The sequence below is a fragment of the Mycetohabitans sp. B8 genome (genome assembly GCF_021991875.1).
Taxonomy (GTDB): domain Bacteria; phylum Pseudomonadota; class Gammaproteobacteria; order Burkholderiales; family Burkholderiaceae; genus Mycetohabitans.
This window is the reverse complement of record NZ_JAHLKR010000011.1, coordinates 126,211-145,046: the sequence shown is the minus strand read 5'-3', so window position 1 is coordinate 145,046 and position 18,836 is coordinate 126,211. Positions and strand designations below refer to the sequence as shown.

The window sequence follows — 18,836 nt, the reverse complement described above, 5'->3', positions numbered from 1 at the left end:
CGATTGCATATTATTTTAACGAGTTTTGATAAAAAAGGATCCTATGCGACCGTCCGTGGCGCTTGACATGAAACGCAGCGCGGTGCGCGAAGCGGTAAGCCACTTTCGCACGGCGAACCCACGCATCTTCGGCTCGGTGCTGCATGGCACCGACCGAGATGGCAGCGACATTGATCTGCTGGTCGATGCGCTGCCTGGTGCAACGCTGTTCGACCTAGGCGGCCTGCAAGACGAGTTGGAATCGCTACTCGGCGTTCACGTTGATGTATTGACGCCCGGTGATCTGCCGCCGAAGTTCCGGGCCAAGGTGCTCGCGCAAGCGCAGCCGGTATGAGCGAGAATCGACTGCCCGATTACCTTGACCACATGCAGCAGGCCGCCGCCGATGCGTGCAGCTTCGTGAAGGGCTTAGCCAAAGAGGACTTCCTTCAGGACAAGCGCACCCAACAGGCTGTCATCATGAGCCTCATTATTATCGAAGAGGCCGCTACAAAGACGATGGATGGATACGCTGGGTTCGCGCAGGCGCATGCCGAATTGCCGTGGCGCAACATGCGCGGTATGCGCAACCGCATCGCTCACGGCTATTTCGACATCAATCTCGACGTGGTGTGGGACACCGTGCAAGCGGCGCTGCCGGAACTGCTTAAGCGATTGCCCACCGTGCGCCAGCACGCCGACCAAGAAGAGTGCAACGATCGGGCGAGCGACAAACCATGTTGATCGGCTATGCGTGCGTCTCGACGCAGGATCAGGAACTTGCGCTGCAACGTGAAGCGTTGACCCAGGCCGGATGTCTAAAGGTCTTCGAAGACAAAGCGAGCGGCACGCGAGCAGACCGGCCCGGTTTGGCCAGAACGCTTGACATGCTGCGCGAGGGTGACACTCTAGTCGTCTGGAAGCTTGACCGGCTGGGCCGGTCGGTCAAGCAACTGGTCGATCTAGTCAACGATTTGCACAAGCACGGCATCCAGTTCCGGAGCCTCACCGACTCCATTGACACCCGTACACCGCCCGGCCGCTTCTTCTTCCACGTCATGGCTAGGTTGGCCGAAATGGAGCGCGAGTTGACTATCGAACGCACCCGTGCCGGATTGGAAGTTGCCAAGCAGCTTGGCCGCAAGGGGGGGCGCAAGCCGAAGATGACCGACAGCAAAATCAAATCGGCTAGGCAACTCCTGGCAAGTGGTGTCCCACCCAAAGACGTGGCCAAGAACCTCGGCGTGTCGATCCCGACGCTCTACCGCTGGGTGCCAGCCTCTGCGCACGCTTGACGTGCTTTATTTTTAAAATGTCCGTATTTCACGGTTAATACAGCGCATCAAACGTTGAGATAGAAACCGTATTTTGCTTCGCGTCGCCGCCCAGCACAAGAATATTGGGTATCGTCATCGAACGCCGACCGGCCGCGATGTGCCGCTCTCAGCGCGCCGGCGTCCGGAGTTGACAACGGCTAAAAAAGTTATAATGACGGGCTACTTTTGACGGCAACCATGCACCTGCTCACCATCGGAATCAACCACCACACCGCGCCGGTCGCATTGCGCGAGCGCGTGGCGTTTCCGCTCGAGCAGATCAAGCCAGCCTTGCACACGCTCAAGGACGCGTGGGCGCGCCGCGATGACACGCGCGTCGCAGCCCCCAGCGCCGTCGCGCGTATCGCGCACGCACAGCAAGCACTGGCGGAGGCCGCGATACTGTCGACCTGTAACCGGACCGAAATCTACTGTGCGACCGACGACCGCGCCGCGCGCGAGCATGCGATCGCGTGGCTGTCGAGCTATCACCGGGTCCCGGTCGAGGCGCTTGCTCCGCATATCTACGCGCTGCCGCAATCCGAAGCAGTCCGCCATGCGATGCGAGTGGCGTCGGGTCTGGACTCGATGGTGCTCGGCGAAACCCAGATCCTGGGCCAGATGAAGGACGCCGTGCGTACCGCGTCGGAAGCCGGTGCGCTCGGTACCTACCTGAACCAGCTGTTTCAGCGCACGTTCGCGGTGGCCAAGGAAGTGCGCGGGCAGACGCAGATCGGCGCGCATTCGGTATCGATGGCCGCTGCGGCAGTGCGGCTGGCGCAACGCATCTTCGAGAACATTGCCGGGCAACGCGTGTTGTTCATCGGTGCCGGCGAGATGATCGAGTTGTGCGCGACGCATTTCGCCGCGCACAATCCGCGTGAGCTGATCGTCGCCAACCGCACCGTGGAGCGCGGCAGCAAGCTGGCCGAGCGCTTCGGCGGCAAGGCGATCATGCTTGCCGAGCTGCCATCGCGGCTGCATGAGTTCGACATCGTCGTGTCGTGTACCGCGTCCACCCTGCCGCTCATCGGCCTGGGCGCGGTGGAACGCGCGGTCAAGGCACGCAAGCACCGGCCAATGTTCATGGTGGACCTGGCGGTGCCGCGCGACATCGAGCCCGAAGTGGCCGAGCTAGACGACGTATTCCTCTATACGGTGGACGACCTCAGCTCGATCGTGCGGGAAAGCCATGCCATTCGGCAAACCGCCGTCGCGCAGGCCGAGGCGATTATCGAGACACGCGTGCAAGCCTTCATGCACTGGCTCGAGCAGCGCAGCATCGTACCGGTGATCCGTCATATGCACACGCAAGCCGACCGGCTGCGCCGCGTAGAGTTGGAGCGCGCCCAGAAAATGCTAGCACGCGGCGACGATCCCGCCGCCGTGCTCGAAGCACTGTCGCAGGCGCTGACCAACAAGTTCATCCACGGCCCAACACATGCGCTGACCCACGCGGCCGGCGGCGATCGCGACAAGTTGGTTGACTTGATGTCCAGCTTCTACCAGCACGCCGGCCCCTCCGAGCGTTAGTGGCGCTCAACACCCGCCGGCACGCGCGTATCGTCGAGCGTGCCTTCGTTTTCCATTGAACGCGAACCCGTTCGCGCCCTTTGCCAGATGCGCCGATGAAACCGAGTATGCAAGCCAAGCTGGAGCAGCTTACCAAGCGACTGCCGGAGTTGAACGAACTGCTTTCGCGCGAGGATGTCACGTCCGATCTCGACCAGTACCGCAAGCTCACCCGCGAGCACGCGGAACTCGCGCCAGTGGTTGAGCAATATGCACAGTGGAAAACTGCGTGCAACGATGAGGCGACCGCTCAGGAATTGCTGGCCGATCCATCGATGCGGGATTTCGCGGAGGACGAACTCAATGCGGCGCGCAGCCGGATGGAGCAATTGGAGCGCGACTTGCAGAAAATGCTGCTGCCCAAGGACCCGAACGACGAGCGCAACATCTTCGTGGAAATCCGCGCCGGCACCGGGGGCGACGAGAGCGCGCTGTTCGCCGGTGATCTGCTACGCATGTACCTGCGCTATGCGGAGCGCCATCGCTGGCAGGTCGAAATGATGTCGGAAAGCGCGTCGGACCTGGGCGGCTATAAAGAAGTGATCGTTCGCATCATCGGCCAAGGCGCCTATTCGCGCCTCAAGTTCGAGTCAGGCGGGCATCGCGTGCAGCGGGTGCCGGCCACCGAGACGCAGGGCCGTATCCACACGTCGGCTTGCACGGTCGCCGTGATGCCGGAAGCGGACGAGATCGCCGAGGTCGAGCTGAATCCGGCCGATCTGCGCATTGACACGTTCCGCGCATCCGGCGCCGGCGGCCAGCATATCAATAAGACCGACTCGGCAGTGCGCATCACGCACATTCCAACCGGCATCGTAGTGGAATGCCAAGACGATCGCTCGCAACACAAAAATAAGGAGCGCGCGATGAAGGTGCTGGCCGCCCGCATCAAGGATAAGCAATATCAGGAACAGCATGCGAAGGAGGCCGCCACCCGCAAAAGCCTCGTGGGCTCGGGCGACCGCTCCGAGCGCATTCGCACCTACAACTTCCCGCAGGGCCGGCTGACCGACCACCGAATCAACGTGACGCTGTACAAGCTGGAACAAATGATGGATGGCGACTTGGACGCACTGATCGACGCGCTCGTCTCGGAACACCAGGCCGAGCTGCTCGCCGCGATGGGCGAGACCGAGTAAGCGCGTCATGACTTGCGTCGCGCAACTGCTGCGGACCTCGCCGCTCGCCCCGCTGGAGGCCCGGATTTTGCTCGCCCACGTGTTGAATTGGCCGCGTACCGCATTGATCACGCGTGCCGACGACGCGCTGCCGGACGCGTTGTCGGCGCGCTTTCTGGCGTTGCAGACCCGGCGTGTCGAGGGCGAGCCGATCGCGCAACTAATCGGTTCGCGCGAATTCTTCGGGCTCGACTTCGATGTGACGCCGCATGTACTGATCCCGCGTCCGGAGACGGAGTTGCTGGTCGAGTGCGCGCTGGATGCGGTACGAACGATCCCGGCCCCCCGCATACTCGATCTTGGCACGGGCAGCGGTGCCATCGCGATCGCGATCGCCCATGCTCGCCCGGATGCGCGGATCGTCGCCACAGATCGCTGTGCCGGCGCGCTGGAGGTCGCGCGGCGCAATGCGCGGCGCCTGCTTGGCGATACGGCGCTCGCGCCGGCACTGCCGGCGTCGGCCGCGTGTCACGAGCGTGTCACGTCAGGCACACCCACGCAACCCCGTCTTGCACTATGCCACGGCGATTGGTTCGATGCGCTTAGCGAACCCCATTACGCCGCTCCGGCGCGCTTTAACGCCATCGTCAGCAATCCGCCCTATATCGCCGCGTCTGACCCGCACCTGCGCGAGGGCGACCTGCGCTTCGAGCCGCTGGACGCGCTGACCGACCACGCAGACGGGCTCAGCGCGATTCGCGCGATCGTCGCCGCCTGCGTCGCGTGGCTGGCGCCGGGCGGCACGCTATGGCTGGAACACGGGTACGATCAGGCTGAAGCCGTGCGCGCGCTGCTCGAGGCGCACGGCTTTGATTCGGTGCGCTCCGTGCGGGACCTGGCCGGCATCGAGCGCGTCACCTACGGCAGCCGGTAGCAGCCGCAACGCCGGCCCGGGCAGACGAAATCCGCTATCATCTAATTCAAACCGCATTTGAAGCAAGGTCAACTATGGATACCCAAGAGCGCATCAAGCAAATCGTCAGCGACCACCCGGTCGTGCTGTTCATGAAGGGCACCGCGCAGTTCCCGATGTGCGGCTTCTCCGGTCGAGCCCTCCAGGTCCTGAAGGCGTGCGGCGTCGATTCGGTACATACGGTCAATGTCCTTGAGGACGAGGCAGTGCGGCAAGGCATCAAGACGTTTTCGAACTGGCCCACGATCCCGCAGTTGTATGTGAACGGTGAATTCGTCGGTGGCTCGGACATCATGATGGAGATGTACGAGTCCGGAGAATTGCAACAACTGTTCACGAATGCCTGATGACGCGCGGCCGTCAACACGCCGGCTAATCGTCGCGATCACCGGCGCCACCGGCGCCGCCTATGGCGCCGGCGTGCTGCGCGCGCTGCGTGAGTTGGACGGCGTCGAAAGCCATCTGGTGGTCTCCAGCGCCGGCTGGCTTAATGTACGGCACGAATTGGGCATCGAGCGCGCGGCACTCGAACAGTTGGCGCATCACGTGCACAATCCGCGCGACATCGGCGCGACGCTCGCGAGCGGCTCGTTCCAGACGGACGGCATGATCGTGGCGCCGTGCTCGATGAAAACGCTGGCCAGCATCGCGCATGGCTTGTCCGACAATCTGATTGCCCGAGCTGCCGATGTCACGCTGAAGGAGCGGCGCCGGCTCGTGCTGATGGTCCGCGAAACGCCGTTGAATCTCGCGCATCTGCGCAACATGACGGCTGTCACTGAGATGGGCGGCATTGTGTTTCCGCCGGTGCCGGCGTTCTACAACCGCCCTGCGACAATCGACGAATTGGTGGCCGATACTGTCGCGCGTGCACTGGATATGTTCGGCCTCACGGCAGCGCGCTCGCGAGCGTGGATGGGACTGGCAACCGCGCGAGATTAACAACCGGCACGACACAATGCATTTCCTGCCGCCGCATTTATTAGACGGGCGCGCGCCCTTATAGTCGCGGCATCACTTGTTTTGTACACCCGATGCGTGCCCACCGCGATGCCCCGTCTACCTGCCGTCTTCCTGTCCCATGGCGCGCCGACGCTGCCGATCGACCCATTGATGCCGCGTACCGGGTTCGCCGCATTGGCCACGCGCTGGCCGCGTCCGCGCGCCATTCTCGTATTGTCCGCGCACTGGGCCAGCACCGAGCCGGTCGCCAGCCTCGCGACGGCACCGGAAACCATTCACGACTTCTATGGCTTCCCCCGCACGCTGTACGAACTGACGTATGATGCGCCCGGCGCACCGGACGTCGCGCAGCACGCAATCGAGTTGCTGATGCAAGCCGGCATCGCGGCTAGCGGCGCCGTACGCGGGCTGGATCACGGCGCGTGGGTCCCGCTGCTGTTACTGTATCCCGCGGCCGATATCTCGGTGGTGCAAGTGTCGATTCAGCCGCACCGCGATCCGGCACATCACTATCGGGTCGGGCGCGCGCTCAGGCCCCTGCGCGATGACGGCGTGCTGATCGTCGGCTCCGGACAAATCACGCACAATCTACGGGCTGCGGACTTCTCGGCACGGCCTGGTGATGCAGATCCGCACGTGGCCGAGTTCACCGGATGGTTTGAAGCGAGGATGGCCACGCATAACCTGGACGCCTTGCTCGACTACCGGCAGCAGGCGCCCTATGCCGTGTCGATGCATCCAAGCGACGAACATCTACTACCTGTGTTTGCCGTGCTGGGCGCGGCCGATGACGACTACAAGCTGAATATTTACGCGCAAGGCATCTATCAGCGCTCATTGGCGATGACCCATTACGTGCTGTAGCGCCGCATAGGCAACGGGGCAGCGACATTCGGGACGCGAGCCCGTGGCACACACCGCATCATCGTCGCGGCGAAGCGGCTTCGCGCACGCTCACCATGTCGCGGCGCATGGCATAATCGGCGCTCGTTTTCCCGACATACGCGGACCCGGCGCCGATGCCTGCCGCCCGCCCGTCCTGCCACTGCCCACCCTGCGATGACGGTCGCCGTGGCTTGGTGGGACAGCGCACCGACTGCTCCAGCCTCGATGACTATCCAAGCATTGCACCCACTTTCCGTCGCCGCCCGCGAAAACACTGTCACACCCCGTGAAGATGCGTCGCCCACCGCCGTCGCGCGACCGCGCACACGCGTAGTTGACAACCGGAGCGCGGCCCGATGATCTCGTCCCTCTCCATCATGCAGATGACGATTGCCGCCATCCAGGACGTGCTGTTCGCGATCGCCGCAGGCTCGATACTGTGCGGCGCGACGCTGGCCACCGTGTTCGCTTCGTCTCGCGACGCCGCACGGCTAAGGCTGCGTGGCTCGATCAAGCAAGCCATGCCTGGCATCCGATGGCCGGCCATCCTATGGTTTTCGTTGTGCGCGCTGGGCATCACCCAGTTGGTGTACCTGTGGCTGCAGGCCGCCACGATGAGCAACTCGACACTGAGCGCCGCGCTGGGCATGCTGGGCATCGTGCTGCGGCAGTCGCATTACGGCGCCGCGTGGCTGACCGGGGCGGCCGGTATCGCGGTGGCACTCGCCGCCTCGCGCGTGCATCTGCGCGGCGGCCAAGCACGAGGCGGCCCGCTACCCGGACCGGGCAGCGCCCTACCCCGTTGGCCGATGCGCATCACGGTGCTGGGCCTCGCACTGTATGCGGCAGGCAAGGCCGCGGCCAGTCATGCGGCAGATGCGGGCGACTTTAGCCTCACGCAGGCCGTGTACTGCGTCCATGTCGGCGCGAGTGCCGCATGGGCTGGCGGCGTGAGCATCGCGGCATTCGTGTTGCCGACGTTCGCCTTGCATACACGCGCCGACGGTGGGCGGCATCTGGCGTTTTGTGAACGACTGTCTCGCGCGTCGGCAATCGCCTTGGCGTTGGTCGCGCTCACCGGCTTATACAACGTCGCATGGATCTGCGCCAACGCGCCCGCCCCATTAGCCGGCACATACTACGGCCGATGGCTTGGCGCCAAGCTCGTCATCGTGGCGGCGGCCGTATTGCTCAGGACACTGAACCGTGCTGTATGGTTGCCGCGGCTGCGCGATGCGCAACGCGCTCATGAAGGAGAAAGCAATACGTTGTCGCCGCGCTATTCAGTCACGGCCGCCCATCTTGGCAGGACACTGTTAGTCGAGTCGGCATTGCTGGCGGCCGCGCTGATTGCGGCGGCGACGCTATCGCACCTGCCGCCGGCGTAACGCAGTGCGGCGGCGCGAGCCGCCCGCGTGCATCGGCGCGGATTGACACCGATGCACGCGGGCGGCTCGCCGATACCAATGCCCCACGCTCAAATACCGACGCCTTCCAGGATTTCCTCGCGCTGTTCCCGCTCATCCAGATACGCGGTGCGCCAGCCGCTAGACACCCCCCACTGATAGAACCCGAGCGAGATCACCGCAACGAGCGCCATGTCCCAACCATAAGGGATGTAGCCGAGCCCGCCGAACGGCCTGCTGCCGATGCACGACAGCACCGCCATCACAGGCAGGTAGGTGACCAACCACCAGGCTGAGCGCCAATCCTTGGAGAACCCTTTCCAGCCCGCCTTGGCTTGGTAGTAGAAGAAGACCGGCAGCGCGACGACCATCAGCAGGATGATCTCACCGGTCAGCGGCCATTTTGCCCAATACAAGATCAGCGACGCGCAGACAAACGCAAACGGCGCAATCAAGCCCATGCCAGGAATGCGCAGCGGCCGGGCGATATCCCCGCTGGTGCGGCGCAGCGCCATTAGGCTGATCGGCCCCGTCAAATACGAGATCACCGTGGCCACCGAGATGACCGCGGCCAATGAACTCCAGCCACGGAAAAAGAATAGGAAAATGAACGAGACGATCAGGTTGAACCACATCGCGGGCCGCGGCACCCCATAGAGCGGATGCACACTGCTGAAAATCTTGGGCAACGTGTTGTTACGCTCCATCGCGTAAATCATCCGGGTCGTCGTCGCCATGTAGGTGGTACCGGTGCCGCTGGGGCTCACGAACGCATCAACGTACAGCAGCATCGCGAGCCAATTCAGATTCAGCACGAGCGCAAGCTCGGCAAACGGTGAACTGAAATTCAGCTTGTCCCAGCCCTTGACGACGGCCGCTGGATTGATGGCGCCAATATACGCGACTTGCAGCAGCACATAGATCACCAGCGCGATCAGGATTGAGCCGACCACGGCGAACGGCACGCTGCGGCCCGGATTGCGCGCCTCGCCCGCCAGGTTCACCGGACTCTGGAACCCATTGAAGGCGAAGACAATGCCGCTGGTAGCCACCGCGGTTAGCACCGCCGACCAACCATAAGGCGCGAACTGCCCAGTCGCACCGGTCGCAAAGTTATCGGTATGAAAGCCGGTTAGCACGAGGCCCAGAATGGTGGCGCCCGGAATCAGAAACTTGAAGATCGTGATGGCCGAATTTGCGTGCGCGAACAGCGTTACACCCCAATAGTTCAACAGGAAGTACACGATCACGAGCACAGCCGACAGCAAGAGCCCGGGTAAGGTCAGCTCGCCGTGCACGAACAGCGCATGGGCCCAATCATAAGGCCATGAGCTCATATATTGGATCGATGCCTCTGCCTCGATCGGTATCACGGAGACGATCGCGATCCAGTTCGCCCACGCGCTGATGAAGCCGACCAGCGAACCATGGGAGTAGCGGGCATAGCGGACCATGCCGCCCGACTCGGGGAACATCGCCCCGAGTTCCGCATAGGTCAGCGCGATCGCCAGGATCACTACCGCGCCAATCACCCATGCAATAATTGCCGCCGGCCCTGCAATTTTTGCCGCCTTCCAGGCTCCAAAGAGCCAGCCCGACCCGATAATCGAGCCCAAGCCGGTCAACATCAGCGCAAATGGGCTGATGTTTCGCTTGATCGAACTATCCACAACATCTCCTAGGAACATGAGCGCGCCTTACCGCTGTGCCGTTTCCGGCTGGCACGTCTCGTGAGTACGCGTCACGCGTCGGTTGCAACCGGCGCGAAGTTTAACGGTGGCACCTTTCAACTGACTGATGAGTTGCGAATCGGCGAAACACGAGACGACCCGACAAGCGTGGCATCAACCCCTGCTCGCGGCATCAAACAAATGACAAATGATTAACACAAAACGTCAGCCGCGGCGTAGAAAGCGAGTTCTACGCCCATTTTTGATGGTGAGGCGGGCCGTTGCGGAAAACCACGGAATCCGAAGCAATCCCGGTCGAAGCGCATTGGGGAAACTACTGAGTTTGCGAAGAAAGCATTGACCGGGTCGGATTTTCGCAATATAAACGTGTTTGCAGGATTTCAAGCGGCGAGTGTTGGTGGTTGTCCATCTGTAGTCTCCCACGACGGTACTTCGGTTGTTCCTCTCACCCTTCCTTGATTTTCGTGCGCTATCGGGCCTCGGCCCTTATTCATTTTTAAGGATTCGTTTTATGGAAACCGGAACCGTCAAGTGGTTCAACGACGCCAAAGGTTTTGGCTTTATTACGCCGGACGGCGGTGGTGAAGACCTGTTTGCGCACTTCTCCGAAATTCGCATGGATGGCTTCAAGACTCTTCAGGAAAACCAAAGAGTCACGTACGAAGTGAAGACGGGCCCGAAGGGCAAGCAAGCGGCGAATATTCGCGCGGCGTAAGCCCCTGCCGACTGGCGCGATGCGCCAATGCCCCCCGCGCTACGCGGTCAGACTGCTGACGAACCCCACGTTCTTCGGAGCGTGGGGTTGCGTCTTTTAGGCAACCGCGATTTTTTTCATCCGACGTACGCGTCAATCAAACAGACGCTGCGCGTGGATCCCCAGTCCGGTGGCGACGCTGGCCAGACGATCACCAAAGACTTTCTCCGCCTGCGCAAACGCGTCGCCGATCGCCCCGGTCACGCAGCGCAAACCAGTCGAGCCGCCGGTGAAGTACACCGCCCCCAAATCGGCGGCCTGCACGCCGGCCTGACGTAGCGTGTCGCGCGCCGCGTTCACAATCCGGCGGATCTCATCCTGCGCCGCCTCCAGCAGTGCCGGCTCGGAAAAAGCCACCGCCAACTCGGTCTCGACCTGGGACAAGTCGAGCGTCGCGTCGCCGCCCACGGCCACGTCGATCTTCGCGCGCTCGGCCAGCCCGGCAAGCGCATGTCCGAGCCGCGCATCGATGACACGCATCAGCCGGTCATGGTAGCGGGGCTGCGCATAAACGTACTTGGTCAGCCGCAACTCGCCCACCCGCTTGGGTGCATAGACGGTGTTGATCAAGTGCCAAGTCGCGAGGTCAAAGTAAATTCGGTTCGGCACCTCACGCCCCTGTTCGTCCAGTGATTGATAGCCCAACTCACGCATGATCGCCACCAACTCCACGCGCCGATCAAAATCGGTGCCGGCCACGTGTACGCCGTGGTGGCCAAGCACGTCTGCTTGCCGTTCGAGCTTGCGCGCCCGCTCCGGCCCAACCCGCACCAGCGAGAAGTCGGACGTACCGCCGCCGATATCGGCGACCAGCACCAGTTTCTCGGAATCGAGCCGCGACTCGTAGTCGAACGCCGCGGCAATCGGCTCGAACTGGAACTCGATGTGCCGAAAACCTACGGCCTGGGCGGCTGTTTTTAACTGGTCCTGCGCCAGACGATCGGCCCGGGGATCGTCGTCGACGAAGAATACGGGACGGCCTAACACCGCCCGCTCCACCGGCCGGCCCGACGCGGCCTGCGCACACTGTTTCAGATGATGTAGGAACAGCACGATCACGTCCAGATAACGCACCGCAGTGCCGTCCCCCAATTCAGTGCTCTGCTCGGCCAGCGACGAGCCCAGAATGCTCTTCATCGAGCGCATCAGCCGTCCGTCGTAGCCATCGATATAGGATTCGATCGCAGCCCGGCCGAACACACGAATGTCCTCGTCCAGATTGAAGAACACGGCCGTGGGCAGGGTCGCATGGTCGCCCTCGACCGGGGCCAGCCGGACGCCATGCGGCGCGGCGCCCCGCGCCGGCAGCGCGACGGCAGAATTGGACGTGCCAAAATCGATTGCACAATAGTTCATTCGATGCTCCTAGGACGGCCGGCTGCGAACTCGCGGCTGACACCACCCACTCGGGAAGGGACAGGTTTTTAGCACGAAGCAGCGCTGCAAGCAAAGCCTCTGTCGCTGCGCGGCTGGACCGATTTGACGATCAACGGCACGTTCTGGCTCGGAGCAGGATTGGGCGCGGCGGGCTCGATCGTGCTGCTAGCCCCCGCGCTGCTGCCACCGGACTATGGGTGGCGCCTATGCTTGTTCATCGGTGTTCGGCGGCTATCTGATTGGCGCCACCGCGAACGCAGCGCCCAATGGGTGAGCGGCGACTACCCCGCCACCCCTCCATCATGGCAGCGAGCGCCGATCCGCTGCATTCATGGGTGCCTGTCCCGTTGGTTCGATTGCCACTGCACATTACTGATCGGTAACATAGGGTTGCGATCTGAGTGACTGACCGGTAACCTATCAAGGCACGGTAACGCGCTGCCAAGCGTCTCGTATTGGTGCAGTGCAGAAATGAGTCATGAGTCGCAGCAATCCACCCTCCACACACGCGCGAACGCCGTCCACCAGCACGCATCGGCGTGCGCCGACAGCAGGCGCCGATGCGCAGCAACAGTTGCTCGACGCGGCGGTGCGGCTGTTCTACGCTCAAGGCATACGTGCGGTGGGTATCGACGCAGTCGTCGAGCAGGCGGGCGTCAACAAGATGAGCCTGTACCGCCAGTTCGCCTCGAAAGACGAGCTCGTGGTCGCGTACCTAAACCGGATGGACGCCGAGTATTGGCAACGGTTCGAACGCAGTACTGCGCAACATCCCGGGCAGCCGGCACGCCAATTGAAGCAGTTTTTTGACGATCTGGCCGCGCGCGCACGCCGACCTGACTACCGGGGTTGTCCGTTTGCCAACGTATCGTGCGAGTTTTCGGACCGAAACCACCCGGCGCGCCAAATCGTCGCCCGTAACAAAACAGCGTTGCTCGAACGGCTGACCGATCTGGCGCGACAGGCCGGCGCACGCGAGCCTACACGGCTCGGCGCGTCGCTTGCGTTGCTCGTTGAGGGCGTCTACACCGCCAGCCAGACCTTCAATCCGCGCTGCGATGTGATCGACTCGACGCCGGCCTTGGCCGCCCAATTGATCGACGCGGCCACCGCCCCCTCCGATGCCGATACACGATGAACACAAGGGCCGCGCCGCCGTCGTCGGCGCCACGGTGCAATGGCTCGAACGGGCCGTCATTGGCCTGAATCTGTGCCCTTTCGCGAAGTCCGTCCATGTCAAGCGGCAGATCCGCTACACGGTCAGCGACGCCTGCACCGACGCCGACGTGCTGGCCGCGCTCGATGTCGAACTGCAGACGCTGGTCGAGGCGGATCCGCAATCGATCGATACGACGTTGCTGATATTGCCGGACGCATTTGCCGACTTTTACGCGTTCAATGATTTCCTGCCACGCGCGGACAAGCTTTTGCGTCGGCGCGCGCTGGAAGGCATCGTGCAGATCGCGAGCTTTCATCCCCTGTTCCAATTCGCCGGCACCGGTGAGCACGACATCGAGAACTACACGAACCGCGCGCCGTATCCGATCCTGCATCTGCTGCGGGAAGCCAGCGTGACACGGGCCGTTGACGCGTTTGCGGATGCGGCGCAAATCTACGAACGCAACGAGCAAACGATGCGCGCACTCGGTCACGCGGGCTGGCGCCGCCTGCTGGAAGCGGACGACGAACGTCGTTGATCATGCCGGATCGGCGATCCGCTGCTCGCGCTCGCGGGCCAGCGCCGGGATGAAAAAACGTTGCGCGAGTTCTTCCAGCCCGAGTTCGGCCAACATCGCCGTTAGCCGCTCGGATGGCTTGCGACGTGGCAGGTTTTTGTAAGTGGCAATGATGAGTTCGTTTTTCAGCGAGTGTTCCCAGCCGACCAGTTCGGTCACGCTAACGTGATACCCATGCGCCTCTAACTGCAGGCAGCGCAGCACGTTGGTCAACTGGCTGCCGAATTCGCGCGTGTGCAGCGGATGGCGCCATAGCTCGCTCAGCACGGTGCGTCCGAGCGCCTTCGCCTTGTTGCGCCTCAACACGGCCGCCACCTCCGCCTGGCAGCATGGCACCAGCACGATATAGCGGGCTTGCTTGGCCAGAGCAAAGCGGATCGCATCGTCGGTCGCAGTATTGCACGCATGCAGCGCAGTAACGATATCTACCGCTGACGGCAGTTTGGCCGATGCGATCGACTCCGCTACAGATAATTTTAGAAACGCCATACCAGAAAACCCGAGCCGGGCGGCCAGATCAACGGATTGGGTCACCAGTTCGTCGCGCGCCTCGATACCGTACAGGCGCGAGCCGTCGCCCAGGTTCTTGAAGAACAGATCGTACAGGATAAAACCGAGGTACGACTTGCCGGCACCATGATCGACCAGCGTCACGTCGCCGCCCTGTTGCTTCAACTCGGCGAGCAGGGGTTCGATGAATTGGTACAGGTGGTAGACCTGCTTGAGCTTGCGCCGGCTGTCCTGGTTAAGCTTGCCCTCGCGCGTCAGGATATGGAGTTCCTTGAGCAATTCAATGGATTGGCCGGGGCGGACGTCGTACTTCTCGGACATGGGAGGTCGAAACACAGGTTCAAGCGCCACGCCGACAAGCGCGGTGGCGCACAGTTGTCACCGGTAGGCCGGTTGCACAATCCATGCAACTGGCCTCCGGTGACAGTGTACCGAAAAAGCCTGCGGCACCGGCGAGATCCATCGCCGACAGCAGCCGCGAAGCCATCCGGCCGACACTAGCCCGCTTTATGTGCGATCTGCGGTGTGCGGCACTTCGATGCCCTGCCGGGCGCGCGATGAAACGGCGCTGGCGCCACGTCGCACCAGGCTTGCGGCACGCGAGGGCGGGATTGTCGGAACCGCTGGTGCAACAAGCAACACCGTAACACGAGCCGGATGTGACGTCACTGAGACAAGGACGGGCAGTCCAGACGCGGCACCGCAGACGGACTGCGGCGCAGGGACGACAGCACGGCCAGGCGCAGTCAGTTGCCTGCAACTGCTCAAATATGCGAAGGTGGTCGACTTCGTGCTCACCACACTCGCGGCCGGCCGCGACATCAAGCCGGCCACGCTTCGGGTGATCTTCAAGCTCGCCGACCTGCCGGTGGACGATGCCTATCCGGGTTGACACTGACCACCTGGCGCGGACCAGCACGCCGCTCTTCCGAGCGGCGCGCCCGACCAGAAGGGATCAAACCCCGCCGATGCACAGGTACTTGATCTCGAGATACTCATCGATCCCGTACTTGGACCCCTCGCGTCCCAGCCCTGACTGCTTCATACCGCCGAACGGGCCGATCTCATTCGATATCAAGCCCGTGTTGATTCCCACCATGCCATACTCGAGCGCTTCCGCCACGCGCCACACGCGCCCCAGATCGCGGCTGTAGAAGTACGCAGCCAGCCCGAATTCTGTCTCATTAGCCAGACAAATCACATCATCATCGGTACTGAACCGGAACAGCGGCGCGACGGGTCCGAACGTTTCCTCACGCGCGATGCGCATTGCCTGGGTCACGCCGGCCAATACCGTCGGCTCGAAGAAAGTGCCGCCCAACGCATGCCGCTTGCCGCCGGAGAGCACGCGTGCGCCGTGGGAGAGCGCGTCGGCGATGTGCGACTCAACCTTGTCCACCGCGGCCTGGTTGATCAACGGTCCCTGCGTGACCCCCGCCTCGAACCCGTTGCCCACTTTGATCCGGCTGACCGCATCGGCAAGCTTGCGCGAGAATGCGTCGTACACCGAGTCGTGCACGTAGAAGCGGTTCGTGCACACGCAGGTCTGGCCGGCATTGCGGTACTTCGAGGCGAGCGCGCCCTCCACGGCCGCGTCCAGATCCGCATCGTCGAACACGATGAACGGCGCATTGCCGCCCAGCTCCAGTGACAGCTTCTTGATCGTCGGCGCACACTGGGCCGCGAGCAGCCGCCCGACCGGTGTCGAGCCCGTGAAAGACAGCTTGCGCACGAGCGGATTGGACGTCATTTCCGCGCCGATCGCCTTCGGATCGCCCGTGACCACGCTGAACACACCCGCCGGCACGCCAGCGCGCTCGGCCAGGGTTGCCAGCGCAAGCGCCGACAGCGGCGTGGCTTCCGCCGGCTTAAGCACGATCGCACAGCCGGCCGCCAACGCGGGGCCCACCTTGCGCGTGATCATTGCCGCCGGAAAATTCCAGGGTGTAATCGCCGCACATACGCCCACCGGCTCCTTTAGTACGACGAGTCGCTTGTCGCCGGCGGGGCTCGCCAACGTGTCGCCACTCACCCGCTTGGCTTCTTCCGCAAACCACTCGAGGAACGATGCCGCATAGCCGATCTCGCCTTTCGCCTCGGCAAGCGGCTTACCCTGCTCGGCCGTCATGATCGTGGCCAGGTCGTCCGCATTGGCCAGCATCAAATCGTGCCAGCGGCGCAGTATCGCGGCACGCTCTTTAGCCGTCTTCGCCCGCCACATGCGTTGTGCAAGCTGCGCTGCGTCGATCGCGCGATGCGTCTCGGCCGCGCCCATCGCCGGAACGGCCGCTAGCGTGCGGCCCGTCGCCGGATCGATCACATCGAACGTGCACCCCTCGTCCGCGCCGGTCCATGCCCCGCTGACGTAAGCCAGATCGCGCAGCAGCGACGAATCCTTCAACGATAACGCCTGATTGTCCGATCCCATGCTCTTGTTCCTATGCTTGCGCGACAGTGCCGTGCGTCAGCGCGTGTTCAAGTATGTCCAGCCCCTCGTCCAGCACTGCCGGCTCGATCGTCAGCGGGAAAAGGAAGCGAATTACCTTACCATGTACGCCGCCTACGAGCAGCAACAGGCCACGCTTGCGTTGCTCCTTCAGTTGTCGCCCCAGCATGTCGGCCCGTGCGCTCAAGTTCTCTTTGACCATCACCTCGAGCACCGCATGCGCCGCCGTGCGGACGAGCGAATGGTCTGCGTAGGTGCCGCCCAGTGCGCCGGGCTCCGCGGCATCCGTCAGCGCGACCCGGCCGACCATGCCGGACAGCGGCATGCCACCGTCCAGACGCTTTGCCATCGTTATCAGGTCCGGCTTGACATCGTCGTGCTGCATCCCACAGCAGCGCATTGCCGGCCCGCGCAGCGCGCCGGTGTGCGAGCCAGCTTGTACACCGCCGGCAATTGCGTGCCGGCGCGGACCCAATGTCGTCCGATCGTGACAGCAAAGCGGTGCATCAACAGGTCCACCAGCGTTGGCGCCCGTGCTCAGTCGCGGTCCAGTTGCAGGCCGGGCTCGATGATCGCGGTTCGACGTCTCGTGTTGTCCAACGCAGTTTTGGTGAACAATACCGTTAGCAGCGCAGTTGGCAAACTGTATCTGTCCGTCGGCGAGTGGACGGCGATCAAGTGAGATCACGACTCAAGGAGCGACCATGACTTCATCCGATACCGTTGGCGACCTGTCGAACTTCTGGATGCCGTTCACCGCCAATCGCCAGTTCAAGGCCGCGCCGCGCCTGCTGACGTCGGCCAAGGGCATGTACTACACGGCCAGCGATGGCCGCAAGGTGCTCGATGGCGTGGCCGGCCTGTGGTGCGTGAATGCCGGCCACGCGCGCGAGGAGATCGTCTGTGCGATACAGCAATCGGCCGGCACGCTCGACTATGCGCCGCCGTTTCAAATGGGCCATCCGCTCGCTTTCCAGGCGGCAGCCAAGGTGGCCCACATCATGCCGGACGGGCTGGACCGCATTTTCTTCACCAACTCGGGGTCGGAGTCAGTCGATACCGCGCTGAAGATTGCGCTCGCCTACCACCAGGCGCGCGGCGACGGGCAGCGCACCCGGCTGATCGGCCGCGAGCGCGGCTACCATGGCGTCGGTTTCGGCGGAATCTCGGTAGGCGGCATCGTCGCCAACCGTAAGACATTCTCCGCAGCGCTGCTGCCCGCGGTCGACCATCTGCCGCACACGCACGATCCGGCAAGGAACGCGTTTTCCCGCGGACAGCCCCAACATGGTGCGCATCTGGCCGACGAACTCGAGCGGCTGGTCGCTCTGCACGACGCGTCCACGATCGCAGCCGTGATCGTCGAACCGGTGGCCGGCTCGACCGGCGTGCTGATTCCGCCAAAAGGCTACCTACAGCGGCTGCGGGAAATCTGTTCCAAGCACGGCATTTTGCTGATCTTCGATGAGGTCATCACCGCTTTCGGGCGGCTCGGTCGCGCGACGGCCGCTGAACGCTTTGGCGTCAAGCCAGACCTGATTACGATGGCCAAGGCGATCAATAACGCCGCCGCGCCGATGGGCGCGGTAGCCGCAGACAGGAAGATTTACGACACGATTGTGAATGCTGGCGCACCGGGCGCCATCGAGCTGTTTCATGGCTATACGTATTCGGCTCACCCGATCGCGGTGGCGGCGGCAATCGCGACGCAGGACCTGTATCAGCGCGAAGGATTGTTCGAGCGGGCGGCAAAAATTGCACCCTTCTTCGAGAATGCGATTCACGCGCTGCGCGATGCGCCGTACGTGAAGGATGTGCGCAACCTGGGGTTGGTCGGTGGTGTGGAGCTGGAGTCGCGCGACGGCGCATTCGGTGCGCGCGCCTACGAGGCGTTCGCGAAGTGTTTCGAGCTTGACGTGCTGATCCGCTATACCGGGGATACGCTCGCGTTCTCGCCACCGCTGATCATCTCCGAACAACAAATCACGCAAGTCTTCGACACGGTGCGTAACGCGTTGCAGACGCTGAAGTAACGGCACCGGCCGCTGCGCAAAAAGGAATGGACGGCCATCGTGGTTCGTCTATGCCGGGCACTCAGTCGTCTTCATCG

The 18,836-nt window shown here is 62.9% G+C and carries 18 protein-coding genes and 2 pseudogenes; 15 read left to right on the top strand and 5 right to left on the bottom strand.

Going from position 1 to position 18,836, the window contains the following annotated elements:
• The first annotated feature begins 43 nt into the window (after positions 1-43).
• The 10 genes from KQH60_RS05125 (at position 44) to KQH60_RS05080 (ending at position 8,194) form a co-directional block, all read left to right on the top strand.
• Positions 44-334 (top strand): nucleotidyltransferase family protein, encoded by a 291-nt coding sequence (locus KQH60_RS05125; RefSeq protein ID WP_237575471.1) that lies wholly within the window; start codon positions 44-46, stop codon positions 332-334.
• Positions 331-723, top strand: a complete 393-nt coding sequence (locus KQH60_RS05120) for a DUF86 domain-containing protein (RefSeq protein ID WP_237575470.1) — start codon at positions 331-333, stop codon at positions 721-723. The genes KQH60_RS05125 and KQH60_RS05120 overlap by 4 nt, the downstream gene beginning before the upstream one ends.
• Complete coding sequence (locus tag KQH60_RS05115; protein WP_237575469.1) at positions 717-1,274, top strand: recombinase family protein; 558 nt, start codon at positions 717-719, stop codon at positions 1,272-1,274. The genes KQH60_RS05120 and KQH60_RS05115 overlap by 7 nt, the downstream gene beginning before the upstream one ends.
• Positions 1,275-1,493: 219 nt before the next feature.
• Positions 1,494-2,828, top strand: coding sequence for a glutamyl-tRNA reductase (gene hemA / locus KQH60_RS05110; RefSeq protein WP_237575468.1), 1,335 nt, complete (start codon positions 1,494-1,496; stop codon positions 2,826-2,828).
• Positions 2,829-2,923: 95 nt separating this feature from the next.
• Entirely contained in the window at positions 2,924-4,006 is a 1,083-nt protein-coding gene (gene prfA / locus KQH60_RS05105) for a peptide chain release factor 1 (RefSeq protein ID WP_237575467.1), read from the top strand.
• Between the two features lie 7 nt (positions 4,007-4,013).
• Positions 4,014-4,919 carry a peptide chain release factor N(5)-glutamine methyltransferase gene (gene prmC / locus KQH60_RS05100; protein WP_237575466.1) on the top strand — a complete coding sequence of 302 codons (906 nt, stop codon included), beginning with the start codon at positions 4,014-4,016 and terminating at the stop codon, positions 4,917-4,919.
• A 74-nt stretch (positions 4,920-4,993) separates the two neighbouring features.
• A complete protein-coding gene (gene grxD / locus KQH60_RS05095) occupies positions 4,994-5,305 on the top strand; it encodes a Grx4 family monothiol glutaredoxin (protein WP_237575465.1) in 312 nt (103 codons plus the stop codon).
• Positions 5,298-5,900 (top strand): UbiX family flavin prenyltransferase, encoded by a 603-nt coding sequence (locus KQH60_RS05090; protein WP_237575464.1) that lies wholly within the window; start codon positions 5,298-5,300, stop codon positions 5,898-5,900. The genes grxD and KQH60_RS05090 overlap by 8 nt, the downstream gene beginning before the upstream one ends.
• Positions 5,901-6,008: 108 nt before the next feature.
• Entirely contained in the window at positions 6,009-6,785 is a 777-nt protein-coding gene (locus KQH60_RS05085) for a class III extradiol ring-cleavage dioxygenase (RefSeq protein ID WP_237575463.1), read from the top strand.
• A gap of 377 nt (positions 6,786-7,162) precedes the next feature.
• A complete protein-coding gene (locus KQH60_RS05080) occupies positions 7,163-8,194 on the top strand; it encodes a CopD family protein (RefSeq protein ID WP_237575462.1) in 1,032 nt (343 codons plus the stop codon).
• Between the two features lie 89 nt (positions 8,195-8,283).
• On the opposite strand, the gene KQH60_RS05075 is transcribed toward KQH60_RS05080, so the two are convergent.
• Positions 8,284-9,882 (bottom strand): APC family permease, encoded by a 1,599-nt coding sequence (locus tag KQH60_RS05075; protein ID WP_237575461.1) that lies wholly within the window; start codon positions 9,880-9,882, stop codon positions 8,284-8,286.
• 532 nt (positions 9,883-10,414) lie between these two features.
• On the opposite strand from KQH60_RS05075, the gene KQH60_RS05070 reads away from it, so the two are divergent.
• Complete coding sequence (locus KQH60_RS05070; RefSeq protein ID WP_237575460.1) at positions 10,415-10,618, top strand: cold-shock protein; 204 nt, start codon at positions 10,415-10,417, stop codon at positions 10,616-10,618.
• A 132-nt stretch (positions 10,619-10,750) separates the two neighbouring features.
• Here KQH60_RS05070 and KQH60_RS05065 read toward each other — a convergent pair whose 3' ends face one another.
• Positions 10,751-12,013 (bottom strand): Hsp70 family protein, encoded by a 1,263-nt coding sequence (locus KQH60_RS05065; protein WP_237575459.1) that lies wholly within the window; start codon positions 12,011-12,013, stop codon positions 10,751-10,753.
• Between the two features lie 499 nt (positions 12,014-12,512).
• Between KQH60_RS05065 and KQH60_RS05060 the strand changes: the two genes are divergently transcribed.
• A complete protein-coding gene (locus KQH60_RS05060; RefSeq protein ID WP_237575458.1) occupies positions 12,513-13,172 on the top strand; it encodes a TetR/AcrR family transcriptional regulator in 660 nt (219 codons plus the stop codon).
• Complete coding sequence (locus tag KQH60_RS05055) at positions 13,156-13,731, top strand: DUF1415 domain-containing protein (RefSeq protein WP_237575457.1); 576 nt, start codon at positions 13,156-13,158, stop codon at positions 13,729-13,731. The genes KQH60_RS05060 and KQH60_RS05055 overlap by 17 nt, the downstream gene beginning before the upstream one ends.
• Here the strand turns inward: KQH60_RS05055 and KQH60_RS05050 are convergent, their stop codons facing one another.
• Positions 13,732-14,601, bottom strand: coding sequence for an SAM-dependent methyltransferase (locus KQH60_RS05050; protein WP_237575456.1), 870 nt, complete (start codon positions 14,599-14,601; stop codon positions 13,732-13,734).
• Positions 14,602-15,013: 412 nt separating this feature from the next.
• Here KQH60_RS05050 and KQH60_RS05045 point away from each other — a divergent pair.
• Positions 15,014-15,172 (top strand): annotated as a pseudogene (locus tag KQH60_RS05045) (DNA-binding protein); the annotation flags it as partial.
• Positions 15,173-15,235: 63 nt separating this feature from the next.
• Here the strand turns inward: KQH60_RS05045 and KQH60_RS05040 are convergent.
• A complete protein-coding gene (locus tag KQH60_RS05040) occupies positions 15,236-16,708 on the bottom strand; it encodes an NAD-dependent succinate-semialdehyde dehydrogenase (protein ID WP_237575455.1) in 1,473 nt (490 codons plus the stop codon).
• 10 nt (positions 16,709-16,718) lie between these two features.
• Positions 16,719-17,180 (bottom strand): annotated as a pseudogene (locus KQH60_RS05035) (aminotransferase class III-fold pyridoxal phosphate-dependent enzyme); the annotation flags it as partial.
• 250 nt (positions 17,181-17,430) lie between these two features.
• On the opposite strand from KQH60_RS05035, the gene KQH60_RS05030 reads away from it, so the two are divergent.
• Positions 17,431-18,759, top strand: a complete 1,329-nt coding sequence (locus tag KQH60_RS05030) for an aspartate aminotransferase family protein (RefSeq protein WP_237575454.1) — start codon at positions 17,431-17,433, stop codon at positions 18,757-18,759.
• The last annotated feature ends 77 nt before the right edge of the window (positions 18,760-18,836 follow it).

Excerpts from the sequence above, each read along its gene's own strand:
- KQH60_RS05125 (WP_237575471.1), top strand. The coding sequence starts at position 44 with ATGCGACCGTCCGTGGCGCTTGACATGAAACGCAGCGCGGTGCGCGAA.
- KQH60_RS05120 (WP_237575470.1), top strand. The coding sequence starts at position 331 with ATGAGCGAGAATCGACTGCCCGATTACCTTGACCACATGCAGCAGGCC.
- KQH60_RS05115 (WP_237575469.1), top strand. The coding sequence starts at position 717 with ATGTTGATCGGCTATGCGTGCGTCTCGACGCAGGATCAGGAACTTGCG.
- hemA (WP_237575468.1), top strand. The coding sequence starts at position 1,494 with ATGCACCTGCTCACCATCGGAATCAACCACCACACCGCGCCGGTCGCA.
- prfA (WP_237575467.1), top strand. The coding sequence starts at position 2,924 with ATGAAACCGAGTATGCAAGCCAAGCTGGAGCAGCTTACCAAGCGACTG.
- prmC (WP_237575466.1), top strand. The coding sequence starts at position 4,014 with ATGACTTGCGTCGCGCAACTGCTGCGGACCTCGCCGCTCGCCCCGCTG.
- grxD (WP_237575465.1), top strand. The coding sequence starts at position 4,994 with ATGGATACCCAAGAGCGCATCAAGCAAATCGTCAGCGACCACCCGGTC.
- KQH60_RS05090 (WP_237575464.1), top strand. The coding sequence starts at position 5,298 with ATGCCTGATGACGCGCGGCCGTCAACACGCCGGCTAATCGTCGCGATC.
- KQH60_RS05085 (WP_237575463.1), top strand. The coding sequence starts at position 6,009 with ATGCCCCGTCTACCTGCCGTCTTCCTGTCCCATGGCGCGCCGACGCTG.
- KQH60_RS05080 (WP_237575462.1), top strand. The coding sequence starts at position 7,163 with ATGATCTCGTCCCTCTCCATCATGCAGATGACGATTGCCGCCATCCAG.
- KQH60_RS05070 (WP_237575460.1), top strand. The coding sequence starts at position 10,415 with ATGGAAACCGGAACCGTCAAGTGGTTCAACGACGCCAAAGGTTTTGGC.
- KQH60_RS05065 (WP_237575459.1), bottom strand. The coding sequence starts at position 12,013 with ATGAACTATTGTGCAATCGATTTTGGCACGTCCAATTCTGCCGTCGCG.
- KQH60_RS05060 (WP_237575458.1), top strand. The coding sequence starts at position 12,513 with ATGAGTCGCAGCAATCCACCCTCCACACACGCGCGAACGCCGTCCACC.
- KQH60_RS05055 (WP_237575457.1), top strand. The coding sequence starts at position 13,156 with ATGCCGATACACGATGAACACAAGGGCCGCGCCGCCGTCGTCGGCGCC.
- KQH60_RS05050 (WP_237575456.1), bottom strand. The coding sequence starts at position 14,601 with ATGTCCGAGAAGTACGACGTCCGCCCCGGCCAATCCATTGAATTGCTC.
- KQH60_RS05040 (WP_237575455.1), bottom strand. The coding sequence starts at position 16,708 with ATGGGATCGGACAATCAGGCGTTATCGTTGAAGGATTCGTCGCTGCTG.
- KQH60_RS05030 (WP_237575454.1), top strand. The coding sequence starts at position 17,431 with ATGACTTCATCCGATACCGTTGGCGACCTGTCGAACTTCTGGATGCCG.